This is a genomic window from Pseudomonas sp. NCHU5216, from assembly GCF_052156495.1.
Taxonomy (GTDB): domain Bacteria; phylum Pseudomonadota; class Gammaproteobacteria; order Pseudomonadales; family Pseudomonadaceae; genus Aquipseudomonas.
This window is the reverse complement of record NZ_JBQLIX010000019.1, coordinates 32,872-49,755: the sequence shown is the minus strand read 5'-3', so window position 1 is coordinate 49,755 and position 16,884 is coordinate 32,872. Positions and strand designations below refer to the sequence as shown.

Below are 16,884 nucleotides of genomic sequence, written 5' to 3'. Positions count from 1 at the left end.
AAGGCCCAACCATGAGCGAATTCAAGCGTATTTCCCCGCAACAGGCCCAGGCACTACGTGAACAGGGTGCCGTCGTGGTCGACATCCGCGACCCACAGAGTTTCGCTAACGGTCACATCGTCGGCTCCCGTCATCTGGACAACCACTCCCTGCATGACTTCATCACCAAGGCCGATCTCGATGCCCCGCTGATCGTAGCCTGTTACCACGGCAATTCCAGCCAGAGCGCTGCCGCCTATCTGGTGGGCCAGGGCTTTGCCGACGTCTACAGCCTCGACGGTGGTTTCGAGCTGTGGCGCGCCACCTACCCGGACGCTATCGCGCAGAGCAGCGAAGAATAATTTTTCGCGAGCTGCAGGCCGCGCTGGCCTTGGTCTGCAGCCCTCTTCCGACGGATGGCAACATCCACTTATCGTTGCGCACTGCTTGACCCCCGCCAGAAAGAACTATTCTCTTACTCAGGCCATCCATAGCAAGATAGAGCCGGCCAACCGGCACAGGGCCATCGGTAACGATCTTTAGGATTTGGGGGATTGATCCCGGCGCTCTCCGGCCGGAGCCTCCCAGCACCTACTCGCCCGACGACCCACGCCCAGCATCCAGCATCGAGCGAGGTGAAGTCATGAGCATTTTCAGTCACTTCCAACAACGTTTCGAGGCGACCCGCCAGGAGGAGTACTCGCTGCAGGAGTACCTCGAACTGTGCAAGCAGGACCGTAGCGCCTATGCCTCTGCAGCCGAACGTCTGCTGATGGCCATTGGCGAACCGGAACTGCTGGATACCTCCAGCGACCCACGCCTGTCGCGCATCTTCTCCAACAAGGTGATCCGTCGTTACCCGGCGTTCGCCGACTTCCATGGCATGGAAGAGTGCATCGACCAGATCGTCTCCTACTTCCGCCACGCCGCGCAGGGCCTGGAAGAGAAGAAACAGATCCTCTACCTGCTGGGCCCGGTTGGCGGCGGTAAATCCTCGCTGGCGGAAAAGCTCAAGCAACTGATGGAGAAGGTGCCCTTCTACGCCATCAAGGGTTCGCCGGTATTCGAGTCGCCGCTGGGGCTGTTCAATGCCGCCGAGGATGGCGCCATCCTCGAAGAGGACTACGGCATCCCGCGCCGCTACCTCAATTCGATCATGTCGCCCTGGGCCACCAAGCGTCTGCAGGAATACGGCGGTGACATCAGCCAGTTCCGCGTGGTCAAGCTCTACCCCTCGATCCTCAACCAGATCGCCGTGGCCAAGACCGAGCCGGGCGACGAGAACAACCAGGACATCTCCGCCCTGGTGGGCAAGGTGGATATTCGCAAGCTGGAGGAATTCCCGCAGAACGACGCCGACGCCTACAGCTACTCGGGCGCGCTGTGCCGGGCCAACCAGGGCCTGATGGAATTCGTCGAGATGTTCAAGGCGCCGATCAAGGTACTGCACCCGCTGCTGACCGCCACCCAGGAAGGCAACTACAACAGCACCGAAGGCCTCGGCGCGATTCCCTACAGCGGCATCCTGCTGGCCCACTCCAACGAATCGGAGTGGCACAGCTTCCGCAACAACAAGAACAACGAAGCCTTCATCGACCGCATCTACATCGTCAAGGTGCCCTACTGCCTGCGCGTCACCGATGAGATCCGCATCTACGACAAGCTGCTGATCAACAGCTCGCTGGCCAAGGCCCATTGCGCCCCGGACACCCTGAAGATGCTCGCCCAGTTCAGCGTGCTGAGCCGCCTCAAGGAGCCGGAGAACTCCAACATCTACTCGAAGATGCGCGTCTACGACGGCGAGAACCTCAAGGACACCGACCCGAAAGCCAAGTCGATCCAGGAATACCGCGACAGCGCGGGTGTCGATGAAGGCATGAACGGCCTGTCGACCCGCTTCGCCTTCAAGATCCTCTCCAAGGTGTTCAACTTCGACCCGCACGAGGTGGCCGCCAACCCGGTGCACCTGCTCTACGTGCTGGAGCAGCAGATCGAGCAGGAACAGTTCCCAGCCGAAGTGCGCGAGCGCTACCTGCGCTACATCAAGGAATATCTGGCGCCGCGCTACATCGAATTCATTGGCAAGGAAATCCAGACCGCCTACCTGGAGTCCTACAGCGAGTACGGGCAGAACATCTTCGACCGCTACGTGCTCTACGCCGACTTCTGGATTCAGGATCAGGAGTACCGCGACCCGGAAACCGGCGAAATCCTCAACCGTGTCGCCCTCAACGAGGAACTGGAGAAGATCGAGAAGCCGGCCGGCATCAGCAACCCGAAGGACTTCCGCAACGAGATCGTCAACTTCGTGCTGCGCGCCCGCGCCAACAACAACGGCAAGAACCCCACCTGGCTCAGCTACGAGAAGCTGCGCGTGGTCATCGAGAAGAAAATGTTCTCCAACACCGAGGATCTACTCCCGGTCATCAGCTTCAACGCCAAGGGCAGCAAAGAGGAACAACAGAAGCACAACGACTTCGTCAAACGCATGGTCGAGCGCGGCTACACCGAGAAGCAGGTACGCCTGCTGTCCGAGTGGTACCTGCGGGTACGTAAATCGCAATAAAGCAGCCGCAAGCTGCAAGCCTCAAGCGGCAAGAAAGAGCAGCCTGCTGTTCACTTGCAGCTTGTGGCTTATGGCTTGAAGCTACCCCGGAGGGGCTATGAGCTATGTGATCGACCGGCGCCTGAATGGCAAGAACAAGAGCACGGTGAACCGCCAGCGCTTCTTGCGGCGTTACCGTGAACACATCAAGAAAGCGGTGGAGGAAGCCGTCAGCCGGCGCTCCATCACCGACATGGAGCACGGCGAACAGATCAGCATTCCCGGCCGCGATATCGACGAGCCAGTGCTGCACCATGGCCGTGGTGGCAAGCAGACCATCGTCCACCCCGGCAACAAGGAGTTCACCACTGGTGAACGCATCCCACGCCCACAGGGCGGCGGCGCTGGGCGAGGCAGCGGCAAGGCGAGCAATTCCGGCGAAGGCATGGACGAGTTCGTCTTCCAGATCACCCAGGAGGAATTCCTCGACTTCATGTTCGAGGATCTGGAGCTGCCCAACCTGGTCAAGCGCCACCTGACCGGCGCTGATACCTTCAAGACGGTGCGCGCCGGCATCAGCAGCGAGGGCAACCCCTCGCGCATCAACATCATCCGTACCCTGCGCTCGGCCCATGCCCGGCGCATCGCTCTGTCCGGCTCCAGCCGCGCCAAGCTGCGCGAGGCCAAGGCCGAGCTGGAACGCCTACGTCGTGAGGAGCCGGACAACTTCGGCGACATCCAGGCCATTCAGGAGGAAATCGAGCGGCTCAGTGCACGCATCCACCGCATTCCCTTCCTCGATACCTTCGACCTCAAGTACAACCTGCTGACCAAGCAGCCCAACCCCAGCTCCAAAGCGGTGATGTTCTGCCTGATGGACGTCTCCGGCTCCATGACCCAGGCGACCAAGGACGTGGCCAAGCGCTTCTTCATCCTGCTGTACCTGTTCCTCAAGCGTAATTACGACAAGATCGACGTGGTCTTCATCCGCCACCACACCAGTGCCAAGGAAGTGGACGAAGAAGAATTCTTCTACTCCCGCGAAACCGGCGGCACCATCGTCTCCAGCGCACTCAAGCTGATGCAGGAGATCATGGCCGAGCGCTACCCGATCAACGAATGGAACATCTACGCCGCCCAGGCCTCGGACGGTGACAACTGGAACGATGATTCGCCGGTCTGCCGCGACATCCTGGTCAACCAGATCATGCCGTTCGTGCAGTACTTCACCTACGTGGAAATCACCCCGCGCGAGCACCAGGCGCTGTGGTTCGAGTACGAGCAGGTGGCCGAAGCCTTCGCCGAAAGCTTCGCCCAGCAGCAACTGGTGTCGGCGGCGGACATCTACCCGGTGTTCCGCGAGCTGTTCCAGCGTCGCCTGGTAAGTTGAGGAGTTGCCATGAGCCCTGCCGAGAAGAAACGCCAGCCGATCTCCACCGGCTCGGAATGGACCTTCGAGCTGATCCGCGCCTACGACCGCGAGATCGCCCGCATCGCCGAGCGCTATGCGCTGGACACCTACCCCAACCAGATCGAAGTGATCACCGCCGAGCAGATGATGGATGCCTACGCCTCGGTGGGCATGCCGCTGGGCTACCACCACTGGTCATACGGCAAGCACTTCCTGGCCACCGAAAAGGGTTACAAGCGCGGGCAGATGGGCCTGGCCTATGAAATCGTGATCAACTCCGATCCGTGCATCGCCTACCTGATGGAGGAGAACACCATCTGCATGCAGGCACTGGTGATCGCCCACGCCTGCTACGGCCACAACAGCTTCTTCAAGGGTAACTACCTGTTCCGCACCTGGACCGATGCCAGCTCGATCATCGACTACCTGGTGTTCGCCAAGCAGTACATCATGCAATGCGAGGAGCGTTACGGCATCGATGCCGTAGAAGAGCTGCTCGATTCCTGCCATGCCCTGATGAACTATGGCGTCGACCGCTACAAGCGCCCCTATCCCATCTCCGCCGAGGAAGAGCGGCGCCGCCAGAAAGACCGCGAAGAGCACCTGCAGAAGCAGATCAACGACCTCTGGCGCACCATTCCCAAACATGCGGACAAGGGCGGCGACAAGGACAGCAAGCGCTTCCCCGCCGAGCCGCAGGAAAACATCCTCTATTTCCTGGAAAAGCACGCGCCGCTGCTGGAGCCCTGGCAGCGCGAGGTGATCCGCATCGTGCGCAAGATCGCCCAATACTTCTACCCGCAGCGCCAGACCCAGGTGATGAATGAAGGCTGGGCCACCTTCTGGCACTACACCCTGATGAACGATCTGTACGACGAAGGCCTGGTCACCGACGGCTTCATGATGGAATTTCTCCAGTCGCACACCAGCGTGGTCTACCAGCCATCCTTCGACAGCCCCTACTACAGCGGCATCAACCCTTATGCCCTGGGCTTCGCCATGTACCGCGACATTCGCCGTATCTGCGAAGAGCCCACCGAGGAGGACAAGCGCTGGTTCCCGGACATCGCCGGCAGCGACTGGCTGACCACCCTCAAGTTCGCCATGACCAGCTTCAAGGACGAGAGCTTCATCCTGCAGTTCCTCTCGCCCAAGGTGATCCGCGACTTCAAGCTGTTCGGCATCCTCGACGACGACCAGAAGGACGAACTGCTGGTGCCGGCCATTCATGACGAGTCCGGCTACCGCACCATCCGCGAACTGCTCGCTGCCCAGTACAACCTGGGCAACCGCGAGCCCAATATCCAGATCTGGAACGTCGACCGCCGTGGCGACCGCTCGCTGACCCTGCGCCACCAGCAGCACGACCGTAAACCCCTGGGCGAATCCACCGGCGAAGTGCTCAAGCACCTGCACCGCCTCTGGGGCTTCGACATCCATCTGGAAACTTTGCAGGGTGACCAACTGATCACCACACAACATGTACCGCCACGTAACACCCCGGAGGGAGAAGGCGAATACCCGCGCCTGGATCTGGTCATTCCACCCATTTGATGGGTTGTCGCTCGATGCAGGTGCCCAGCAGCATGACAGGCATATTTCGCGAGGCTGTCTGCATGCGTCTGTTCCTGGTTATCCTGCTGTGTCTGGGGCTCGCCACCTGCGCCAGCCCCATACCCCATGCGCGCATCCTGACGCCTGCCGACGATGCCTTGCAGGGCCGACACAGCTTTCAACTGGTCGACCCACAGAGCAGCCTGGCAGACACCCCGCCCTTTCCCGAACGCTACGCGCAACTGCCCCAGTTGCTGCGCCAGGGATTGTCCGCTCGTGGTTACCACGAGAGCCGGCCGCCACAAACGCGCGTCTATTACTGGCTCGCCGTGCAGGACCGACCGCTGACCTTCAAGGTCGATGCCGCCGGCAACCTCGGCCCCTACCAGGCCATCCACCGACTGCGCGACGAAACCGGCACGCTGCGCCTGCGCATTACCGACCTGAGTGACACTACCCTCTGGGAAGGCCTGGTCAGCACCGGCCTGAGCCCGGCGCGCGACAGCGCCGAGTTGCTGGAGCGCGCCGTGCACGTGCTGACCGAACAGATCCCCAAGGCCACGCCGTAGCGCGTCTGCACGACCAGCCGTTATCCTCCACACTCGACGGAGGATACTCATGCAGATCTACAAAGTCGGCGGCGCAGTGCGCGACCGCCTGCTCGGCCGCCCCATCAGCGAAGTGGACTGGGTGGTGGTGGGCGCCAGTGCCGAACAGATGCTGGAGCTCGGTTACCGCCCGGTGGGCGCCGACTTCCCGGTATTCCTGCATCCGCAAACGGGCGAGGAATATGCCCTGGCCCGCACCGAGCGCAAGAGTGGCCGCGGTTATGGCGGCTTCACCTTCCATGCCAGCCCTGAAGTCACCCTGGAAGAAGACCTGATCCGCCGCGACCTCACCGTCAACGCCATGGCCGAGGACGAGCAGGGCAACCTCGTCGACCCCTACGGCGGCCAGCAAGATCTTGCCGCGCGTCTGCTGCGCCATGTATCGCCTGCCTTTGCCGAGGATCCGCTGCGCGTGTTGCGTGTCGCCCGCTTCGCTGCCCGCTATGCGCCACTGGGGTTTGCCGTTGCGCCCGAAACCCTGGCCCTGATGCGCCAGTTGGCCGAGTCCGGTGAACTGGCCGATCTCACGCCGGAGCGCAGCTGGAAGGAAATCTCCCGCGCGCTCATGGAGCCACGCCCGGATGTGTTCGTGCAGGTGCTACGCGACTGCGGCGCCCTGGCCGCCCTGCTGCCGGAAGTGGACGTCCTGTTCGGCGTACCGCAGCCCGAGACGCACCATCCCGAGATCGACACCGGCGTGCATGTGCTGAGCGTGCTGCGCCAGAGTGCCGAGCACCAGCAGCCGCTGAGCGTGCGCTGGGCCTGCCTGCTGCACGACGTGGGCAAGGGCCTGACACCGGAGGCCGAGTGGCCACGGCATATCGCCCACGAACACAAGGGACTGAAACTGATCGAGGCGATCAACGCACGTTGCAAGGTGCCACGCGAGTGCGCCGAGCTGGCCGTGCTGGTGGGTGAATTCCATACCCATGGCCATCGCGCACTGGAGCTACGCCCCTCGACGCTACTGGAACTGCTGCAACGTTTCGACGTATTCCGCCGTCCACAGCGCTTCGCTGAATTCGTCGCCGCCTGCGAGATGGATGCGCGCGGTCGCCAGGGGCTGGAGCAGCGCGACTATCCGCAGGCAACCTACCTGCTGGGCGCCGCCGAGGCCGCACGACAGGTGCCGGTCAAACCACTGCTGGAGAAGGGATTCAAGGGCGCCGAGCTGGGCGAAGCGCTCAACCGCGAGCGCCTGAAGGCACTCAAGGCCTATAAGGAACAGCAGACAACGCAGCCCGGATGAAATCCGGGGTAGTACCCGACGCAAGTCCTGGATTTCATCCGGGCTACCACCACAGTGGGGTCGGGAGGGGCGTGCGCGCTACCGGTAACCGTGGTGCGCGCGGCGCACCCTACAAAGGCCTGGCCGCAGCCAACCAGCCCGTAGCCCGGATGCAATCCGGGGCATTGCCAACGCCCAATCCCCGGATTGCATCCGGGCTACGAGGAGCGAGCCTGCAACAACTCTGCGGGCGTCAGCTCGGTGCCATGCCACTGAAAGGCCGCCGGCCATAGTTGCTGGTCGATCTGCGCCGCAGCCCAGAGTTCGGCGAACGAGCGCCCATCGAGCGGATGCTGCAACTGCGGCGCCAGCAGCGCCAGCGGCCAGAGCACAAAGGCGTTCTTGAGGATTTCCGCACGCGGCAGCACCAGGCCGTTGAAGTTACCCACCTGCTCGCCGTACAGCAGCACGTCGATATCCAGCGGCAGGCCCTTGCGACCCGGCGCGTAACGGCCGTTGTCGGCCTCGATGAACTTCAGCCGGCGATCCAGTTCCGCCAGCGGCAGGTCGGTCGTGGCGGTGACCACCAGATTGAAGAAGTTGCCACTCTTAATACCCACGGCGTGGCTCTCGAACACCGGCGAGCATTGCAGGTCATGGAGAAAGCCCGCCAGCGCATCGAGCCCGGCACTCAAGTGGGTCTCGCGCTGGACATTGCTGCCGAGCCCCAGGTAGATCCGCGTCAGAGACATCCGCGCTCGATCTCCACACCGACACCACCACGGGCCGCCGGCACTGCACCGGGCTTGGTCAGTTTCAGGCGTATCCAGGGAATGTCGAATTCAGCCATCAACGTCTGCACCAGGCGCTCGGCGAAGGTTTCCACCAGGATGAACTGCGCCTCGGCGGCAAAGGCCTGGATACGCGCCGATACGCTGGCATAGTCGAGCGCCTTGTCCAGCTCATCGCCAGCGGCAGCCGGGCGGTTGTCCCAGGCCATCTGCAGATCCAGGCGCAGGCACTGGCGAATGTCTCGCTCCCAGTCGTAGGCGCCGATCACCGTGTCGACCTCCAGCCCTTCGATAAATACTCTGTCCACCACCCTCTCCGCGCCACGACAAGGGCGCCGCACCTCGTTAGAATCGGGCCACCCCAAGCTCTGGAATGGCCACCATGTTCTGGCTCCTGGCAATCCTTGCCTACCTGCTCGGCTCACTGTCCTTCGCCATACTGCTCAGCCGCCTGAGCGGCAGACCGGATCCGCGTGGCAGCGGCTCGGGCAACCCCGGCGCCACCAACATGCTGCGCCTGGCCGGCAAGAAACTCGCCGTGATGACGCTGGTGGGCGACCTGTGCAAAGGCCTGCTGCCCATCCTCATCGCCAAGCTGCTCGGCCTGAGCCTGCAACAGCAGGCCTGGATCGGCCTGGCGGCCGTCGTCGGCCATCTCTTTCCATTGTACTTCCGCTTCCGTGGTGGCAAGGGCGTGGCGACCGCTGCCGGCATGCTCCTCGGCCTCTACCCGCCCGCCGCCCTGCTGGCGCTGACCACCTGGGCCGTGGTCTTCCGCCTGACCCGCACCAGCTCCCTGGCCTCGCTGATCGCCACTCCGTTGACCCTGCCACTGCTGGCCTGGCAACAACCGGCCGCCTTGCTGCCCATGTGCGTGCTGACCGGCTTGATCGTCTGGCGCCACCGGGGCAATCTGCGCGACCTGTTCGCTGGCCACGAGCGCCGCTTCTAAGCAGCGACAAGCTTCAAGCTACAAGCCTCAAGCGAACACCAACATTCGCGAGCAGAGCTCGCTCCTACGCGTAAATCCCGGAGGGCGCTCACAGCGCCGGCAAGCTTTCCATCGGCCAACGCGCCTGCACCTTGATCGCCAGGTCTTCGTGCTGCCCGGCCAGCAAGCGCTGGCAACCGGCGTAGGCGATCATCGCGCCATTGTCGGTGCAGAATTTGGGCCGCGCATAGAACACCTGGCCTTTCAGTTCGCCCAACATACGCTGCAGATGCTCGCGCAGCGACCTGTTGGCGCTTACCCCGCCGGCGATCACCAGGCTGTTCAGCCCGGTCTGCTTGAGCGCCCGCTTGCACTTGATGGTCAAAGTCTCAACCACCGCCTGCTGGAAGGCCAGCGCAATGTCGCGACGGGCTTGCTCGAGGTCGTCCCCACTGTCCTTGCACTGCTGCCAGGTATTCAGAGCGAAGGTCTTCAAGCCGCTGAAGCTGAAATCCAGGCCTGGGCGATCGGTCATCGGCCTTGGGAAGACGAAGCGCCCCGGCGTACCGTGTTCGGCCAGCTTGGCGATTTCCGGGCCACCGGGGTAATTCAGCCCCATCAGCTTGGCGGTCTTGTCGAAGGCCTCGCCGGCCGCATCGTCCAGCGACTCGCCGAGTAACTGGTACTGACCGATGCCATCGACCCGCACCAACTGGGTGTGGCCGCCGGAAACCAACAAGGCGACGAACGGAAACTGCGGCGGTTGCTCCTCCAGCATCGGCGCCAGCAGGTGCCCTTCCATATGATGCACGCCGACCGCCGGCACGCCCCAGGCAAACGCCAGGGCCTGGGCGCAGGAAGCCCCGACCAGCAAGGCGCCAACCAGGCCGGGGCCAGCCGTGTAGGCCAGGGCATCGATATCGCCGGCCTGCTTGCCGGCTTCATCCAGCACCTGACGGATCAACGGCAACATGCGTTTGACGTGATCGCGCGAGGCCAATTCGGGCACCACACCGCCATAGACGCGGTGCAGGTCGATCTGGCTGAACAGCGCGTCAGCCAGCAGGCCACGCTCACCGTCATAGAGCGCGACGCCGGTTTCATCGCAGGAGGTTTCCAATCCCAGTACGAGCATGGAGCGAGGCCTTGGTTTGCGGCGTGGAACGAAGGCGCGCATGATAAGCGCCGCCCGGCCACCCGACCAGCGCTTTTCGACCTAAGGGCTTTGCATTCCGCGCGGGGAGGCGGTAACATCCGCAACCCTTAAAAACCGACGCACCCCCGAGCCATATTTGCCGGGTACGCGTTAAACCCGGTAATTAAAGATAGGTACGACCTGGATGCCAGCCGTCAAAGTTAAAGAGAACGAACCCTTCGACGTAGCCCTGCGTCGTTTCAAGCGCTCCTGCGAAAAAGCCGGTGTACTGGCTGAAGTCCGTAGCCGCGAATTCTACGAAAAGCCGACCGCTGAGCGTAAGCGCAAGGCCGCTGCCGCCGTCAAGCGTCACGCCAAGAAAGTGCAGCGCGAGCAGCGTCGTAGCGTCCGCCTGTACTAATCGGTACGCGTGACGCCCGAATGCCCGGCCTTGGTCGGGCATTGCTTTTTCAGGAACTCCGCCTCACCTCGCGTGCAGGGCGGAGTTTTCTGCTTTCTGAGTGCCCGCACGGGCGACTATGCTGAGCACCTATGGCTGGCCTGATCCCGCAATCCTTCATCGATGACCTGCTCAACCGCACCGACATCGTCGACGTGGTGAGTTCACGCATCCAGCTGAAGAAGACCGGCAAGAACTACAGCGCCTGCTGCCCTTTCCACAAGGAAAAGACCCCCTCCTTCACCGTAAGCCCGGACAAGCAGTTCTACTACTGCTTCGGCTGCGGCGCCGGCGGCAACGCCCTCGGCTTCGTCATGGATCACGACCAACTGGAGTTCCCCCAGGCGGTCGAGGAACTGGCCAAACGCGCCGGCATGGACGTGCCGCGCGAAGAAAGCGGACGCGGTCACAAACCCAGGCAGCCGGTGGACTCGCCCCTCTACCCGCTGCTGGAAGCCGCCGCCGAGCATTATCGCCAGGCGCTGAAAAGCCACCCACAGCGCAAGTACGCCGTGGACTACCTCAAGGGCCGCGGCCTGACCGGGGAAATCGCCCGCGACTTCGGCCTCGGCTTCGCCCCGCCCGGCTGGGACAACCTGCTCAAGCAACTGGGTGGCGACGCCCTGCAGCAGAAGGCCATGATCGATGCCGGCCTGCTGATCGAGAATGCCGACACCGGCAAGCGCTATGACCGCTTCCGTGATCGCATCATGTTCCCCATCCGCGACAGCCGCGGCCGCGTGATCGCCTTCGGCGGCCGGGTGCTGGGCGACGACAAGCCCAAGTATCTCAACTCGCCGGAAACCCCGGTATTCCACAAGGGCCAGGAACTCTACGGCCTGTACGAGGCACGCAAGCACAACCGCGACCTCGACGAGATCATGGTGGTCGAGGGCTACATGGACGTCATCGCCCTGGCCCAGCAAGGCCTGCGCAATGCCGTGGCCACCCTGGGCACGGCCACCAGCGAGGAACACCTCAAGCGCCTGTTCCGCATCGTACCCAGCGTGCTGTTCTGCTTCGACGGCGACGCCGCCGGGCGCAACGCCGCCTGGCGCGCCCTGGAGTCCACCCTGCCGAGCCTGCAGGACGGCCGCCGCGCGCGCTTTCTGTTCCTGCCCGACGGGGAAGACCCGGACACCCTGGTGCGCGCCGAAGGCACCGACGCCTTCCGCGCCCGCATCAACCAGCATGCGCAACCGCTGGCCGACTACTTCTTCCAGCAACTGTGCGAAGAAGCCGACCCACGCTCGCTGGAAGGCAAGGCGCACTTGGTCACCCTGGCCGCACCGTTGATCGACAAGATCCCCGGCAACAACCTGCGCGCCCTGATGCGCCAGCGCCTGAGCGAGATCACCGGGCTGTCCGGCGAAGCCCTGAGCCAGATTGGCAACACGCCGCGCAACCCGACACCACGCCAGAACCACGCCCCAGCGAGCCAGGATCAGGCCTACCCGGACTATGCCGACATCCCCAGCGGTGATTATTACGATGCCCTGCCTGACCTGGGCGGCTACGAACATCCTGCCCCCAGCCAGCCCAGCTACGAGAGCGCACCCAGCAAGAGCAAGGGCAACTGGAAGAAGGACGGCGGCAAGTGGCAGAAGAAAGGCCAGGGCAAGGACTACCCGCCACGCACCGCGGTCAAGGTGGAGTCCCCTCACCTGAGTGCCCTGCGCACCCTGCTGCACCACCCGCAACTGGCGCAGAAAGTGGAAGATGTCAGCCACTTCGCCGACGAAGAGGACACCTACGCCCAGCTACTGGTGGCACTGGTCGGCGCCCTGCAGAAAAGCCCCAAACTGCGCTCACTGCAACTGATCGCACGCTGGCACGGCACCGAGCAGGGCCGCCTGTTGCGCGCCCTGGCGGAAAAGGAATGGCTGATTTCGGCCGACAACCTTGAACAACAGTTTTTCGACACTATAACTACTCTTGCAGCGCGCCAGCGGGAGCGCAGCCTCGAACAATTGCTGCGCAAGGCGCGCCAGAGTGAACTAAGCGCAGAGGAAAAAGATCAACTGCGCACACTGCTAAGCCGCAATACCTCACCAGCCAGCCCCTCTTCAACTGGCGCGTAAGGCTGTTTGTCTGGTATAATCCTCGGCTTGTTTTCAGCCCGCCAAGACCTTCAGTGGATAGGGTGTTATGTCCGTAAAAGCGCAACAGCAATCTCGTTTGAAAGAATTGATCAGCCGTGGTCGCGAGCAGGGTTACCTGACGTATGCGGAGGTCAACGACCACCTGCCGGAAGATATTTCCGATCCGGAACAGGTGGAAGACATCATCCGCATGATCAACGACATGGGGATCAACGTATTCGAGAGCGCTCCGGATGCGGACGCCCTGTTGTTGGCCGAAGCCGACACCGACGAAGCTGCAGCCGAAGAAGCTGCCGCCGCCCTCGCCGCCGTTGAGACCGATATCGGCCGCACCACCGACCCGGTGCGCATGTACATGCGCGAAATGGGTACCGTGGAACTGCTGACCCGCGAAGGCGAAATCGAAATCGCCAAGCGCATCGAGGAAGGCATCCGCGAGGTGATGAGCGCCATCGCCCACTTCCCCGGCACCGTCGACAACATCCTCTCCGAGTACAACCGCGTCACCACCGAAGGCGGCCGCCTGGCCGAGGTGCTGAGCGGCTATATCGACCCGGATGACGGCAGCGTCCCGGACGAAGCTGCCGCCCCCGTTCCGGTACAGGACGGCGCCAACGCCAAGGATGACGAAGAAGACGAGGACGAAGAAAGCGAGAGCGGCGACGACGAAGAATCCGATGGCGATGGCGGCCCGGATCCGGAAGAGGCCGCGCGCCGCTTCACCGCTGTCTCCGAGCAGCAGGACAAGGTGCAGAAAGCCCTGAAGAAGCATGGCCGTGGCAGCAAGCAGGCCACCGAAGAGCTGGCCGCACTGGCCGAGCTGTTCATGCCGATCAAGCTGGTGCCCAAGCAGTACGACGCCCTGGTCAGCCAGGTGCGCGGCGCCCTCGACCGCCTGCGCGCCCAGGAACGCGCCATCATGCAACTGTGCGTGCGTGACGCGCGCATGCCGCGTGCCGACTTCCTGCGCCTGTTCCCGGGCAACGAAGTGGACATGGACTGGGCTGCCGACCTGGCCAAGGGCAAGGCCAAGTACGCCGAGGCCCTGGGCAATCTGCAGAACGACATCAAGAACTGCCAGCAGAAGCTGGTGGATCTGGAAGCCGAGTGCAACCTGAGCCTGGCCGAGATCAAGGACATCAACCGGCGCATGTCCATCGGTGAGGCGAAAGCCCGCCGCGCCAAGAAGGAAATGGTCGAGGCCAACCTGCGCCTGGTCATCTCCATCGCCAAGAAGTACACCAACCGCGGTCTGCAATTCCTCGACCTGATCCAGGAAGGCAACATCGGCCTGATGAAGGCGGTGGACAAGTTCGAGTACCGTCGCGGCTACAAATTCTCGACCTACGCCACCTGGTGGATTCGCCAGGCGATCACCCGCTCGATCGCCGACCAGGCGCGCACCATCCGTATTCCGGTGCACATGATCGAGACCATCAACAAGCTCAACCGCATCTCCCGTCAGATGCTGCAGGAAATGGGTCGCGAGCCCACTCCGGAAGAGCTGGGTGAGCGCATGGAGATGCCCGAGGACAAGATCCGCAAGGTATTGAAGATCGCCAAAGAGCCGATCTCCATGGAAACTCCGATTGGCGACGACGAAGATTCGCACCTGGGCGACTTCATCGAGGACAGCACCATGCAGTCCCCGATCGACGTGGCCACGGTCGAAAGCCTCAAGGAAGCCACTCGCGAAGTGCTGGCCGGCCTCACTGCCCGTGAAGCCAAGGTGCTGCGCATGCGTTTCGGCATCGACATGAACACCGACCACACCCTCGAGGAAGTGGGCAAGCAGTTCGACGTCACCCGTGAGCGTATCCGCCAGATAGAAGCCAAGGCGCTGCGCAAGCTGCGTCACCCGACACGAAGCGAGCACCTGCGCTCCTTCCTCGACGAGTGATGCAAACGACCCCGGCCCAGGCCGGGGTCGTCGTTTCTGGCCTAAAGCGCGTGTTTTCTTGGTTCTTCGGGAAATTCAGCCTTGATACCGGACTGGCAAGTTTGTGTGTGATCTTGTCGTCTTGCGTTGGTGTTCTGGACGCCGCTTTGGGTGCCTTCAGATATTCCGGGTTTCGCCCCCTCGGGCGACTCACTTTTCTTTGAAGTGCGCAAAGAAAAGTAAGCAAAAGAATCTATGGTCACCCCCGTTTTTGCAACGCTGATCAGCGATGGATGATTGGCTTGCCTAAATCTATCCGGCGTCTGTATAGGGCATGCCCCGCGCCACGATGAGAGTCGCGCCGGGTGATCCTTATAAGCGCAGCGGCTTCAAAAGCCGATTCTTTTGCCAGGATCTTCACCAGGCCGGTGTGCCGTTCATGTCATCGGTTGTTCAGCATCGCAAAACCTGAAAGGGTGTTTCGTATCACAGCAGTAAGACCGGGTATCAAGCGACGGCAGTGCCTGATCTCGCTTCAAACTGCGAATGATTGGTTGCAATTGCCCAGGCGATCCGGGCGAATTTGTTGGCCAGGGCGCATGCCACGGTGTTCGCGTGACGCCGTTGAAGAAGCGAGCGTACCCAATCGGCTAAGGCACCCTGCTGATAGTCCAGGCGCTGCAAATAAACCTTGGCGCACTGCACTAGTAGCCGGCGCAGGTTCTTGTCGCCACGCTTACTGATGCCCAACAGATTGGCCCTGCCTCCCGTGCTGTATTGGCGTGGCACCAGCCCCACTGAAGCGGCAAAATCACGACTACGGCCATACTGTTTGCCATCGCCCATTTCGGCACACAGCAGACTGGCTGTAATTGTGCCTACACAGGGGATCGTCAGCAGGCGGCTGCCCAGATCATCCTCGACAAGCTGGCTGGCCATTTCCTTGTCCAACGCCTTGATCTGCTCATCCAGATAGCAGAAGTGCTCATGCAGACGCCTCAGCAGCCCGACCAGACGAGGCGGCAATTCGTGCTCGTCCAATATGCACAGTAGGCGCCTGACCTGCGACAAACCCTTGGGTAGGCTGATACTGAACTCCAGCAGGAAGCCATGAACCTGATTAGCCGTTTTCGTCCGGTCTCGAACCAGGGACTCGCGCATTCGGTGCAATACCGACAGGGTTTGTTGGGCTTCGGTCTTGGGTGTCACGAAGCGCATGCTGGGCCGGGAAGCTGCTTCGCAGATCGCCTCGGCATCGATGAAGTCGTTCTTGTTGGCCTTGACGAAGGGGCGCACGAACTGCGGCGAGATCAGCTTCACTTCATGTCCGAAGGTCATGAGTTGCCGGGCCAGAAAGTGCGATCCGGCACAGGCCTCCATCACCACTGTGCACGTTGGCAGGTTACCTAGCAGCCGCATCATTTGCGTGCGGGTCGTCTTCTTGCGAAAGACAGCTTGTCCGGCATTGTCCTGCCCATGCAGGTGGAAACTGTGCTTGCCGAGATCGATACCAACTAACGCGACTGTATTCATGGTGATGGTCTCCAAATAAAACACCCAGTGGAAGCGTAATCCTCGCTGGGTGTGGGGGTGACCATCTCATTAGCGCACCCCATCATCCGGCCCCGGCTGCGCCGGGGTTCGTTACTCGCTTCGCTCGCCCTTCGGGCCAGCCTTCGGCTGTTACTTCGCTTCGCTACGTTTCGCTCCATCGCCGCTCCGAGGGTCGGCGTACATGGGCCATCCCTGGCCCATTACGCGGGGCCGCCATCGGTATCTCGCGGCATCCATGCCGCTCGCCCCTCTGCGCAACGATTGCGCTCACCCTCCTGAAGGGGCCATTCGCGCGCCTGAACGAACCTGCATTTCAGAATATGCACAGTGTGTTCTGGTAGCTATGAAGTAGCGATGTGGCTACCGAGTTAAACCAATAGTTTCATTCGCGTAGGGCGTACTCGCGGAGCAGTACGCCGTTAGGAGTACGGGACGTAGGCTGTGGTGCCGAACGGGGCATGATCCGGCGGACTGTTCGCTGGCGCTCCTGAGTCCGCCCTACGGTCGACCAGCACTCCGCGCTACTTCTGGGTTACCGCAGGTTCAGGCGCGTGCAGAGCCCGCCCAGGAGGGCGAACGGAATCGTCGTGGAAGAGGTTGAGCGACATGGATGTCGCGAAAGCCGCGATGGGCCATGGATGGCCCACCGTGGCGGGCCTCTGGAGCGGCGATGGAGTGAGCGAACCCTCGCGTAGCGAGGGCCGGAT

The 16,884-nt window shown here is 62.2% G+C and carries 14 protein-coding genes; 10 read left to right on the top strand and 4 right to left on the bottom strand.

Annotated features, from left to right (window positions below):
- The first annotated feature begins 11 nt into the window (after positions 1-11).
- The 6 genes from glpE (at position 12) to ACSVIK_RS14735 (ending at position 7,346) form a co-directional block, all read left to right on the top strand.
- Positions 12-341 (top strand): thiosulfate sulfurtransferase GlpE, encoded by a 330-nt coding sequence (gene glpE, locus ACSVIK_RS14760; protein ID WP_442445027.1) that lies wholly within the window; start codon positions 12-14, stop codon positions 339-341.
- Between the two features lie 281 nt (positions 342-622).
- On the top strand, positions 623-2,545 hold the full coding sequence (locus ACSVIK_RS14755; protein WP_442445026.1) for a PrkA family serine protein kinase: 1,923 nt from the start codon (positions 623-625) through the stop codon (positions 2,543-2,545).
- Positions 2,546-2,642: 97 nt separating this feature from the next.
- A complete protein-coding gene (locus ACSVIK_RS14750; RefSeq protein ID WP_442445025.1) occupies positions 2,643-3,914 on the top strand; it encodes a YeaH/YhbH family protein in 1,272 nt (423 codons plus the stop codon).
- 9 nt (positions 3,915-3,923) lie between these two features.
- The gene (locus ACSVIK_RS14745; protein ID WP_442445024.1) at positions 3,924-5,489 is read left to right on the top strand and encodes a SpoVR family protein; all 1,566 of its coding nucleotides are present in this window, start codon (positions 3,924-3,926) and stop codon (positions 5,487-5,489) included.
- Between the two features lie 62 nt (positions 5,490-5,551).
- Entirely contained in the window at positions 5,552-6,058 is a 507-nt protein-coding gene (locus tag ACSVIK_RS14740; protein ID WP_442445023.1) for a DUF4136 domain-containing protein, read from the top strand.
- 49 nt (positions 6,059-6,107) lie between these two features.
- Positions 6,108-7,346 carry a multifunctional CCA addition/repair protein gene (locus tag ACSVIK_RS14735; RefSeq protein ID WP_442445022.1) on the top strand — a complete coding sequence of 413 codons (1,239 nt, stop codon included), beginning with the start codon at positions 6,108-6,110 and terminating at the stop codon, positions 7,344-7,346.
- 197 nt (positions 7,347-7,543) lie between these two features.
- On the opposite strand, the gene folK is transcribed toward ACSVIK_RS14735, so the two are convergent.
- Both folK and folB read right to left on the bottom strand, forming a co-directional pair.
- Positions 7,544-8,077 (bottom strand): 2-amino-4-hydroxy-6-hydroxymethyldihydropteridine diphosphokinase, encoded by a 534-nt coding sequence (gene folK, locus ACSVIK_RS14730; RefSeq protein WP_442445021.1) that lies wholly within the window; start codon positions 8,075-8,077, stop codon positions 7,544-7,546.
- Positions 8,068-8,424, bottom strand: coding sequence for a dihydroneopterin aldolase (gene folB, locus ACSVIK_RS14725; RefSeq protein WP_442445020.1), 357 nt, complete (start codon positions 8,422-8,424; stop codon positions 8,068-8,070). Before folB ends, folK begins: the two co-directional genes overlap by 10 nt.
- A 74-nt stretch (positions 8,425-8,498) precedes the next feature.
- On the opposite strand from folB, the gene plsY reads away from it, so the two are divergent.
- Entirely contained in the window at positions 8,499-9,068 is a 570-nt protein-coding gene (gene plsY, locus ACSVIK_RS14720; RefSeq protein ID WP_442445019.1) for a glycerol-3-phosphate 1-O-acyltransferase PlsY, read from the top strand.
- A gap of 88 nt (positions 9,069-9,156) precedes the next feature.
- Here the strand turns inward: plsY and tsaD are convergent, their stop codons facing one another.
- The gene (gene tsaD, locus ACSVIK_RS14715) at positions 9,157-10,182 is read right to left on the bottom strand and encodes a tRNA (adenosine(37)-N6)-threonylcarbamoyltransferase complex transferase subunit TsaD (RefSeq protein WP_442445018.1); all 1,026 of its coding nucleotides are present in this window, start codon (positions 10,180-10,182) and stop codon (positions 9,157-9,159) included.
- Positions 10,183-10,387: 205 nt separating this feature from the next.
- Between tsaD and rpsU the strand changes: the two genes are divergently transcribed.
- The 3 genes from rpsU to rpoD all read left to right on the top strand — a co-directional run bounded on the left by rpsU (position 10,388) and on the right by rpoD (position 14,644).
- The gene (gene rpsU, locus ACSVIK_RS14710) at positions 10,388-10,603 is read left to right on the top strand and encodes a 30S ribosomal protein S21 (RefSeq protein ID WP_003290642.1); all 216 of its coding nucleotides are present in this window, start codon (positions 10,388-10,390) and stop codon (positions 10,601-10,603) included.
- 131 nt (positions 10,604-10,734) lie between these two features.
- The gene (gene dnaG, locus ACSVIK_RS14705) at positions 10,735-12,723 is read left to right on the top strand and encodes a DNA primase (RefSeq protein WP_442445017.1); all 1,989 of its coding nucleotides are present in this window, start codon (positions 10,735-10,737) and stop codon (positions 12,721-12,723) included.
- A 67-nt stretch (positions 12,724-12,790) separates the two neighbouring features.
- Positions 12,791-14,644 carry an RNA polymerase sigma factor RpoD gene (rpoD, locus tag ACSVIK_RS14700; protein WP_442445016.1) on the top strand — a complete coding sequence of 618 codons (1,854 nt, stop codon included), beginning with the start codon at positions 12,791-12,793 and terminating at the stop codon, positions 14,642-14,644.
- A gap of 486 nt (positions 14,645-15,130) precedes the next feature.
- Here rpoD and ACSVIK_RS14695 read toward each other — a convergent pair whose 3' ends face one another.
- Complete coding sequence (locus ACSVIK_RS14695) at positions 15,131-16,156, bottom strand: IS110 family transposase (protein ID WP_442445015.1); 1,026 nt, start codon at positions 16,154-16,156, stop codon at positions 15,131-15,133.
- Between the last annotated feature and the right edge of the window lie 728 nt (positions 16,157-16,884).

Coding starts and splice junctions, on each gene's coding strand:
- glpE (WP_442445027.1), top strand. CDS start 12: ATGAGCGAATTCAAGCGTATTTCCCCGCAACAGGCCCAGGCACTACGT.
- ACSVIK_RS14755 (WP_442445026.1), top strand. CDS start 623: ATGAGCATTTTCAGTCACTTCCAACAACGTTTCGAGGCGACCCGCCAG.
- ACSVIK_RS14750 (WP_442445025.1), top strand. CDS start 2,643: ATGAGCTATGTGATCGACCGGCGCCTGAATGGCAAGAACAAGAGCACG.
- ACSVIK_RS14745 (WP_442445024.1), top strand. CDS start 3,924: ATGAGCCCTGCCGAGAAGAAACGCCAGCCGATCTCCACCGGCTCGGAA.
- ACSVIK_RS14740 (WP_442445023.1), top strand. CDS start 5,552: ATGCGTCTGTTCCTGGTTATCCTGCTGTGTCTGGGGCTCGCCACCTGC.
- ACSVIK_RS14735 (WP_442445022.1), top strand. CDS start 6,108: ATGCAGATCTACAAAGTCGGCGGCGCAGTGCGCGACCGCCTGCTCGGC.
- folK (WP_442445021.1), bottom strand. CDS start 8,077: ATGTCTCTGACGCGGATCTACCTGGGGCTCGGCAGCAATGTCCAGCGC.
- plsY (WP_442445019.1), top strand. CDS start 8,499: ATGTTCTGGCTCCTGGCAATCCTTGCCTACCTGCTCGGCTCACTGTCC.
- tsaD (WP_442445018.1), bottom strand. CDS start 10,182: ATGCTCGTACTGGGATTGGAAACCTCCTGCGATGAAACCGGCGTCGCG.
- rpsU (WP_003290642.1), top strand. CDS start 10,388: ATGCCAGCCGTCAAAGTTAAAGAGAACGAACCCTTCGACGTAGCCCTG.
- dnaG (WP_442445017.1), top strand. CDS start 10,735: ATGGCTGGCCTGATCCCGCAATCCTTCATCGATGACCTGCTCAACCGC.
- rpoD (WP_442445016.1), top strand. CDS start 12,791: ATGTCCGTAAAAGCGCAACAGCAATCTCGTTTGAAAGAATTGATCAGC.
- ACSVIK_RS14695 (WP_442445015.1), bottom strand. CDS start 16,156: ATGAATACAGTCGCGTTAGTTGGTATCGATCTCGGCAAGCACAGTTTC.